6 protein-coding genes are annotated in these 7,678 nt (G+C 58.8%); 2 read left to right on the forward strand and 4 right to left on the reverse strand.

Annotation, left to right across the window (positions count from 1 at the left end):
* Nucleotides 1–9: 9 nt before the first annotated feature.
* The gene (gene alaS, locus IQ241_RS24465; RefSeq protein WP_193912313.1) at nucleotides 10–2,652 is read right to left on the reverse strand and encodes an alanine--tRNA ligase; all 2,643 of its coding nucleotides are present in this window, start codon (nucleotides 2,650–2,652) and stop codon (nucleotides 10–12) included.
* Between the two features lie 387 nt (nucleotides 2,653–3,039).
* Here alaS and IQ241_RS24470 point away from each other — a divergent pair, with 387 nt between their 5' ends.
* Nucleotides 3,040–4,023, forward strand: a complete 984-nt coding sequence (locus IQ241_RS24470) for a GGDEF domain-containing response regulator (protein WP_193912315.1) — start codon at nucleotides 3,040–3,042, stop codon at nucleotides 4,021–4,023.
* Nucleotides 4,024–4,044: 21 nt separating this feature from the next.
* Here IQ241_RS24470 and IQ241_RS24475 read toward each other — a convergent pair whose 3' ends face one another.
* The 3 genes from IQ241_RS24475 to IQ241_RS24485 all read right to left on the reverse strand — a co-directional run bounded on the left by IQ241_RS24475 (nucleotide 4,045) and on the right by IQ241_RS24485 (nucleotide 6,627).
* Entirely contained in the window at nucleotides 4,045–4,737 is a 693-nt protein-coding gene (locus IQ241_RS24475; RefSeq protein ID WP_193912317.1) for an ATP-dependent Zn protease, read from the reverse strand.
* A gap of 63 nt (nucleotides 4,738–4,800) precedes the next feature.
* The gene (locus IQ241_RS24480; RefSeq protein ID WP_193912319.1) at nucleotides 4,801–5,592 is read right to left on the reverse strand and encodes a M15 family metallopeptidase; all 792 of its coding nucleotides are present in this window, start codon (nucleotides 5,590–5,592) and stop codon (nucleotides 4,801–4,803) included.
* 48 nt (nucleotides 5,593–5,640) lie between these two features.
* On the reverse strand, nucleotides 5,641–6,627 hold the full coding sequence (locus tag IQ241_RS24485) for a GntR family transcriptional regulator (protein WP_193912322.1): 987 nt from the start codon (nucleotides 6,625–6,627) through the stop codon (nucleotides 5,641–5,643).
* Between the two features lie 246 nt (nucleotides 6,628–6,873).
* Between IQ241_RS24485 and IQ241_RS24490 the strand changes: the two genes are divergently transcribed.
* Nucleotides 6,874–7,635, forward strand: a complete 762-nt coding sequence (locus IQ241_RS24490; RefSeq protein WP_193912324.1) for a dienelactone hydrolase family protein — start codon at nucleotides 6,874–6,876, stop codon at nucleotides 7,633–7,635.
* Nucleotides 7,636–7,678 lie beyond the last annotated feature (43 nt).

The following is a 7,678-nucleotide window of genomic DNA, read 5'->3' on the forward strand; positions in this document are numbered from 1 at the left end:
GTGGTGGGATTAGCCTTGTAGGGCTTGTCTGAGCTGGGATTTGGCGGCTTCTAGGGCGGCGGGGAGTTGGGATTCGTCGCGGCCACCGGCCTGGGCGAAGTTGGGGCGACCGCCGCCGCCGCCGCCGCAGCGCTTGGCGATGCCACCGATGAACTGACCGGCTTTCAGGCCCTGGTCGATGACGGACGGGCTAAAGGCAGCGGTGAGGCTAACTTTGCCGGGTGAGGGGACGGCGCCGAGCACGACTGCACCGTCTCCGAGCTTTTGCAGCAGGCGCTCGGTGGCAACCTTGAGGCCGTCGGCTTCGACATTGAGCTGGGCGACAATCACCTGTACGGAGCCCATAGTCTCGGCCTGGTCTAGCAGCTGGTCAGACTTGACCAGGGCCAGCTCAGACTGGAGGGCGCTGAGGTCTTTCTGGGCTGACTTGAGCTCAGCTTGTAGCTGGGTGACCCGCTCAACTAGCTCTTCGGGTTTGGCTTTGAACCGATCGCCGAGCTCTCGCACGACGCGATCGCGGCTGTTCAAATAGTCCAAAATCGCAGGCCCAGCTACTGCCTCAATCCGGCGAATCCCTGCCGCTACGCCCGATTCCGAAATAATCTTGAATACGCCGATCTCAGCCGTATTGCTGACGTGGGTGCCGCCGCAGAGCTCCATCGACACGCCGGGGAAGTCGATGACGCGAACCTCGTCACCGTACTTTTCGCCGAACATGGCGGTGGCTCCCCGCGCCTTGGCCTCGGCCAGCGGCAGCTGCATCACGTCGGCGCTGTGGGCTTCGGCAATCCAGGTATTGACCTGGGCTTCCACCTGCTGCACGTCTTCCGGGCTGAGCGATCGCGGACAGTTAAAGTCAAACCGCAGACGGTCGAAATCCACTAGCGAGCCCGCCTGGGAAATGGACTCGTCTACCAGCTTTTTCAGCGCCGCCTGGAGCAGGTGAGTGGCGGTGTGGTTGGCCTGGGCGCGGCGGCGGCAGGCTCGGTCAATCTGCGCCGTCAGCTGCGTGCTGGACCGCAGCGTTCCCCGCTCGACCCGGCCAAAGTGAACGAAGAAGTCGCCCTCCTTCTGAACGTCTTCGATCCGCACCAGCACCGTATCGCCAGAGAGATAGCCGCGATCGCCAATCTGGCCGCCCGACTCGGCATAAAACGGTGTCTGGTTCAGCACCACCTGCACTTCTGCCCCGGCCTCGGCCTGCTCGACCGCTGCGCCGTCAATCAGGATCGCCTCCACCTGGCTTTCGGTGATCGCCTGGCTGTAGCCCATGAACTCGGTTGACTGCAACCGCTCTGCCAGCTCGTCCAGGCTGCCCTGTACCGTCAGGTCAATGGTTTCATGGGCGTCCTTAGACCGCTGGCGCTGCTTCTCCATCTCGGCTTCGAAGCTTTCCACATCGACCGATACGCCGCTTTCATCGGCAATCTCCTGGGTCAGCTCCAGCGGAAAACCATAGGTGTCGTATAGCTCAAAGGCTGCTTCGCCAGAGACCTGCTGGGGATTGCGCGCCAGGATTTCAGCCAGCAGCTTCTCGCCCCGAGCCAGGGTTTTGAGGAACTGCTCTTCCTCCCGGGCCAGCTCGTTTTTAATCGCTGTTTCCCGAGTGCGAACCGCTGGGTAAGCCGACTCTGAAAGGGCGATCGCGGTTTCGGCGACCTCGGCCGTAAAAGGCCGCTCAATTCCCAACAGGCGACCGTGGCGCACCACCCGGCGAATCAGCCGCCGTAGGATGTAGCCGCGACCGACGTTGGCCGCCGTGATGCCGTCGGTGATCATATGCACCACCGCCCGCAGGTGGTCGCCGATCACCTTAAGCGAAACCCGAGCGATCTCGTCGGCCTGGGCGTAGTCAATCCCGGCAATCCGGGCAGCGGTTTCGATGATTGGAAAAATCAGGTCGGTCTCGTAGTTGTTGGGCACCTGCTGCAGGATCTGGGCCATTCGCTCTAGCCCCAGGCCGGTGTCGATGTTCTGCGCCTGCAAGGGGGATAGATTGCCTTCAGCATCGCGGTTGTACTGCATGAAGACGAGGTTATAGAACTCGATAAAGCGGCTGTCGTCTTCCAGGTCAATCGCCTCGTCGCCCCGCTCGGGGTGAAAGTCATAGTAAATTTCGGAGCAGGGGCCGCAGGGACCGGTAGGGCCAGAGGTCCAGAAGTTATCGACTTCGTCCATCCGGAGAATGCGGTGGGGGGGTACACCGATGCGATCGCGCCAGATCGCAAACGCCTCATCGTCTTCCCGGAAAACGCTGACGACTAGCTGCTCGGGTGGGAGTTTAAAGACCTCCGTGGAAAGCTCCCAGGCCCACGAGATCGCCTGCTCTTTGAAATAATCGCCAAAGCTAAAGTTGCCCAACATTTCAAAGAAGGTATGGTGCCGCGCCGTCCGGCCCACGTTCTCAATGTCGTTGGTGCGAATACATTTCTGCGACGTCGTCGCCCGGTCAAACTCCGCCGCCCGCTGCCCCAGAAAGATCGGCTTGAACGGCAGCATTCCGGCAATGGTCAGCAGCACGGTGGGATCCTCGGGCACCAGCGAGGCGCTTTCTAAAATCCGGTGGCCCCGAGCAGCATAGAAGTCTAGAAACTGCTGGCGAATAGCAGCGCCGCTGGCTGACGAACGAATTGAGAGTTTAGAACCAGACATAGAACATTCAATCGATTAAGAGACCCACCCTCCTATTCTGACCAATGTTGTCACAGTCATGGGCGCTTCTGAAAGGTTTTAAGCAGCTTTGGGGTATTTTTTAAGCAGCTGCTCTAAATTCAGAACCGGTCTAGCAATCTGTTCTGCCTTTACCGGAAGCTAGATTTAAATTTTTTGATAGCTTAATCGTTTAAACATATTTACTGCAATCCATGCGCTGCCGTGATCGTAGTTCAGTCATTTCTAAGTATTTCTACGATAGTCCTCTATTCTATTGAGATAAGCGATAGCCTGAGATTGGCTTGCTCAGAGAGTTGACCACGCAGATTGCAACCTGATCGCCCAGAATGCAATAGCTAACCCTTTGATGAACGACTTCAATGCTCAATGAACGCCCTAGTGCTCCTGGTCGGAGATCCTCTTTTTTTAGCTGGCGTTTTAGAGAGAGTTCGGGGTCTGGCAGCCGTAACGGTTGAAACGGTTGAGACCGCGGCGCAGGCAGAAGTGTTGATGAACGAGTCGCCGCCCGACCTGGTCATTGCTCAAGCCAGACAGCTCACGCCCCTATCTAAGCTGTCCACTTTTAGGCAGCAGCGAAGTCTGTTGGGTATTTACTTTGTGGTGATCGAAGACCGGCTGCTGCCGCGGCTGGTAAAGCTGCCCATGCAGACCCCGATGCCGGTTGAGGAAACGATAGAAGCCCTGGAAGCAGGGGCCGATGCCTATCTCTGGCTGCCGCCAGCGGAGCGCATGCAGGTTCCTCCAACGACCTATGAGCAGTTCAATCGGCTGCTCCAGGCCCAGGTGCAGACGGGGCTGTACCGCAGCTTGGCCTACCGCGACCTGACCCAGGCCAACGACTGGCTGTCTGCTGTAGCCCTAGTAGACGCCCTAACCCAGCTGAATAACCGGCGCGCCTTTGACCTGGAGCTGCCGCGCCAGATTGAAAATACGCGCAGTAAAGCGATTGACCTCAGCCTGATGATGATCGATATCGACTGCTTTAAGTCGATTAACGACTACTACGGTCACCCCGTCGGCGATGAGGTTTTGCGGCAGCTGGCCCAGCGGCTGCTGAACGATATGCGCTTCTACGATACGCCCTTTCGCTATGGGGGCGAGGAATTTACCGTCATCCTAAATCAAACGAACGCCCAGGAAGCAGGCGCAATTGGCGATCGCCTCTGCCGTTTGATGGCCGATCAGGTTTTTAGTATCGACGCCAGCCTGACGATTAGCACTACCGTTAGCATCGGCATCGCCACCCTCCAGCCCAGCGACGACGAAGAAGGCAAGAGCCTGCTCAAGCGAGCCGATCAGAATTTGCTCAAGGCTAAAAATTTGGGCCGAAACCAGGTTGTCATTTCCTAACCTCCCAGTCGGCCCCAGACGCTAAGTGACGGCCTCAGCCCGATGCTGCTCAATTGCCTGACAGCAGGTTTCAACGGTCGCCCGCTCGGTCATTGCCGTGACCAGTGCATCATAGGCCGACTGCTGGCGCTGAATCAGGTTACTCGCCTGGAGCTGAGACCAGCGCAGCTTCAGCTCTCCCTCGGCCTGGGAACGGTCGAGCTGCCGCCAAAGCGATCGCAGCCGCAGCCGATCGTCCTCTCCGCCCTCGGCGCTGCCGTAGACCTGCTGTTCTGCCGCGATTCCCGCCATGTAGACCTGGTAGTAGCGGTCGAGCTGCTGAGCCGAAATTTTGCCTTGCTCAATCTCCGCTTCGATCTCGGCTGAGTCAAAAATTACGCCACCCAGGCCAGGCAGCCCGGCCCGCCAGGCTTCCCAAGCGCTCAGCGTGTAGGCCTGAATGGGAATTTCCAGTAAATAGGCGGTTAAAAAATGACCCGCTTCGTGATGCACAATCCGCTGGCGATAGTCTGCCGACCGCTGTGACAGCAGGTCTATCAGCAGATTGCCGCCGCGCCCCTGCCAGCCCAGCCGATCGACGGTGACTATCCCCAAACAAGTGGCGGCGGCGATCGCGACTGCCGCCGGTGACAGCCCCAGCAGCGGCCCCAGCAGGCTCAGCATGGTAAAGGCGAAAATTGCGATCGCAATCAGGTTCAGCGTAATCTGACTCATCGAGCCCCCGGCTTCTAGAAATCGCTCTTTCCTAGCATAGCGGTCTCCGTTCCGTAGCTTGGCCTATTGATTTGAACGATAGTCTGAGCGATAAAAGGTTTCCAGACTTTCCTGGTCGCCGACAAATCGCCAGTGCCAGGGCTCATAGCTCAGCGCCTGGGGATTGTCGGGCGGAAAAGAAAGCTCAAAGCCGTAGTAGGCCGCATTCTGCCGCAGCCACTGAAAGGCCGGCGTCTGCTCAAAGGACGGTTCTAGATTCGTTTGAGGCTGGGTCAAATCGATAAAATCGACGGCGTAGCCCGTATGGTGTTCGCTATAGCCCGGCGGCGCGCTGACGTCAGCCCGTACCTGAGGCGTTTCGCCCCGTTCAGCCTTGACGTCAAAAAACAAATAATTCTGATCTTCAAAGGTTCGAAAGCCCGATATCACGCCCAGCTTTACGCCGTCCTGTTTGGCCTGAGCGACCATCGACGTGAGCTTTTCAGCAGCAGCGGGCTGGAGCAAAACCGTCCCGTCGGACTTGAAAGGGACTAGCGTACTGGCGTCCGCCTCCGGGTAGCGGCGATGGCCGAGAAGCGTATCCGGTTCAACTGCACCCCGTGCTGCTGAGCCGCTGGAGCCGGCTTCTAGGGCCGAGCCAGGCAGGGGCTCTGCGGACGACTCTAATGCCTGCTCAGCCACATTTGCCGTTGCCAACGGCCACAGAAACTGAATGGTTCCAATGCCAGCCGCAGCCGCCAGTCCGAGCGGTAGCCACAGCCACAGCCAGCGGCGTCGAGACGGCTTTGCTGCCGGATTAAGCAGGGCCTCCCGATGAGCTTCGGGAATGTCATCAACGGGTGGCGGTGTATTCACAGGCAGTGGATTGGGGTCGTTCAACGGGTCTATTGAATCAAAGCGGTACTAGTCTAAACCCAGTTCGCGCTTTAGCAAGCCAATTGATTTTTCACCAATGTAGTTATCGCAGCGAATGATCTGCGGTGGCCGAATGATGTCATTGCGGGCAGCCTGGAGCGCTTCTTTAATCGCCGGATGGCTGGCGGTATCGAGGGCGGCAATCACCTGAGCGCTGCGGACGACGGCGGAGAGCTTCTGGGTATCATCGGTCTGGGCCGTCATGACCAGAATGTCGTCGCCGCGCAGGCTGTAGCTCAATACTTCAGCCGCGCGAATGATGCCAGAGCTGAGGCTGACCAGACCTAAACAGGTGTCTTTGGGCAGCTCCCGCAGCATCTTACGCTCTTTTTCGTAGTCGTAGATATCGATCGGGATGACGCGCACCGACTTAGGGGCCGCGATCGCTTCTGCCTCATTGATAAAATAGCGGCTGGTAACCACCGTCCCTGAGCGGGTTTGGGACAGCACCTGATCCAGCTCCTCTAATGGCACCAGCTGCACTGGAATCTGCAATGCCTGCTCTAGCTCGCGCACCATCAGCTCGCCCGCGCCGATGTCCTGGCGCGGCGTGGTCACCAGTACCCGGGCGCTGCAGCGCAGCCGCCAGTCGATTTCGGCCAGAAATAGCTCGCGGGCCTGATGTAGGGAGCAGCCCTGGCGCAACAGCTCGTCCAGGCTGCCCTCTACCAGCTCTTGGGCCTTGGGAAATTTGTCGAGCAGCGGTGAGCTGGGCTTGGCGATTTCTATGTGGCCCTGAGTTCGCACGTAGATTCCCGAACCGGGCATCGCTTCGACCACGCCAGCCTCTTCCAGCTGACGGTAGACCTTGCTGATGGTGTTGCGGTGCAGCCCCGTCTGCATCGCCAGCTGCCGAGTGCTGGGCAGCCGGTAGCCGGGGGGATACTGCCGCGACGCGATCGCAAACCAGATCTGGTCGTAGAGCTGGGTTGAGGCGGGAATTTCGCTTTCGGTTTGGATGTGAAACTGAACCACTGGAACGCCCTCATGACGGCAAGGCTGGACGGATGAGACCCAATCGCAGCGTTTGGAGCTGCCCTCCGCTTTTGTCGCTTCTGATTCTATAGATATAGAGCCTAGTCGGCAAAAACCAAAATTGTGGGGAAGTCTGCTTTCATTTAATCGATTTACTCACAATTCTTGACGATCCTGTTCACGGTAGGCCAAAAGTGAACGTTGCCTCGTAGGATCACAATCAGAGCGGCCCTACCCCGACAGATTATGGCATCGAATATCCAGGTTAAGACCGAAACCGTCGAAGTAAGCAACGGCAATTTTAAGCTGCCGGCCTATCTAGCGCTACCCACAGACGCCGATTCGGACCCAGCACCCGTTCCAGCAGTCGTCGTCTTGCAGGAAATTTTTGGCGTCAACGCCCACATCCGCGATGTGACCGAGCGGCTGGCCCGGCTGGGCTATGTCGCGATCGCGCCTGCCCTCTACCACCGCCAGGCCCCCGGCTTCGAAGCGGGCTACACCGCCGCCGATGTCAAATTAGGCCGCCAGTATAAAGTCCAAACCCGCGCCGACCAGCTGCTGGGCGATATCCAGGCCGCCCTTCGCTATGCCCAAAACCTGCCCCAAACCCGTTCAGGCGGCGCGGGCTGCATCGGCTTTTGCTTCGGCGGCCACGTCGCCTACCTGGCCGCTACCCTGCCCGAAGTCGCCGCCACCGCCGCCTTCTACGGCGCGGGTATCACCGACACTAGCCTCGGCCCCGGCGAACCCACCATTGCTTGCACTAGCGAAATCAACGGCATCCTCTACGGCTTCTTCGGCCAGGAAGACGACCTAATTCCCCTGGCCGCCGTCGATGAAATTGAGGCGGCCCTAGAACGCGAAAACGTTCCCCACAAAATCTTTCGCTATGCCGACGCGGGTCACGGCTTCTTCTGCGATCGCCGCGACAGCTACCGCCCCACCGCCGCCGCAGACGCCTGGGAAAAAACCCAAACCCTTTTTGCGCAAACCCTCCAGCCCTAACCCAATAACCTTCCCATCGGGCTTGGAAACCAAGCCCCTACCC

It is taken from the genome of Vasconcelosia minhoensis LEGE 07310 (assembly GCF_015207255.1).
GTDB classification, from domain to species: Bacteria; Cyanobacteriota; Cyanobacteriia; order Phormidesmidales; family Phormidesmidaceae; genus Vasconcelosia; species Vasconcelosia minhoensis.

What these genes read in the sequence shown, in the direction of transcription:
- alaS (WP_193912313.1), bottom strand. Translation starts at nt 2,652, where the DNA reads ATGTCTGGTTCTAAACTCTCAATTCGTTCGTCAGCCAGCGGCGCTGCT.
- IQ241_RS24470 (WP_193912315.1), top strand. Translation starts at nt 3,040, where the DNA reads ATGAACGCCCTAGTGCTCCTGGTCGGAGATCCTCTTTTTTTAGCTGGC.
- IQ241_RS24475 (WP_193912317.1), bottom strand. Translation starts at nt 4,737, where the DNA reads ATGAGTCAGATTACGCTGAACCTGATTGCGATCGCAATTTTCGCCTTT.
- IQ241_RS24490 (WP_193912324.1), top strand. Translation starts at nt 6,874, where the DNA reads ATGGCATCGAATATCCAGGTTAAGACCGAAACCGTCGAAGTAAGCAAC.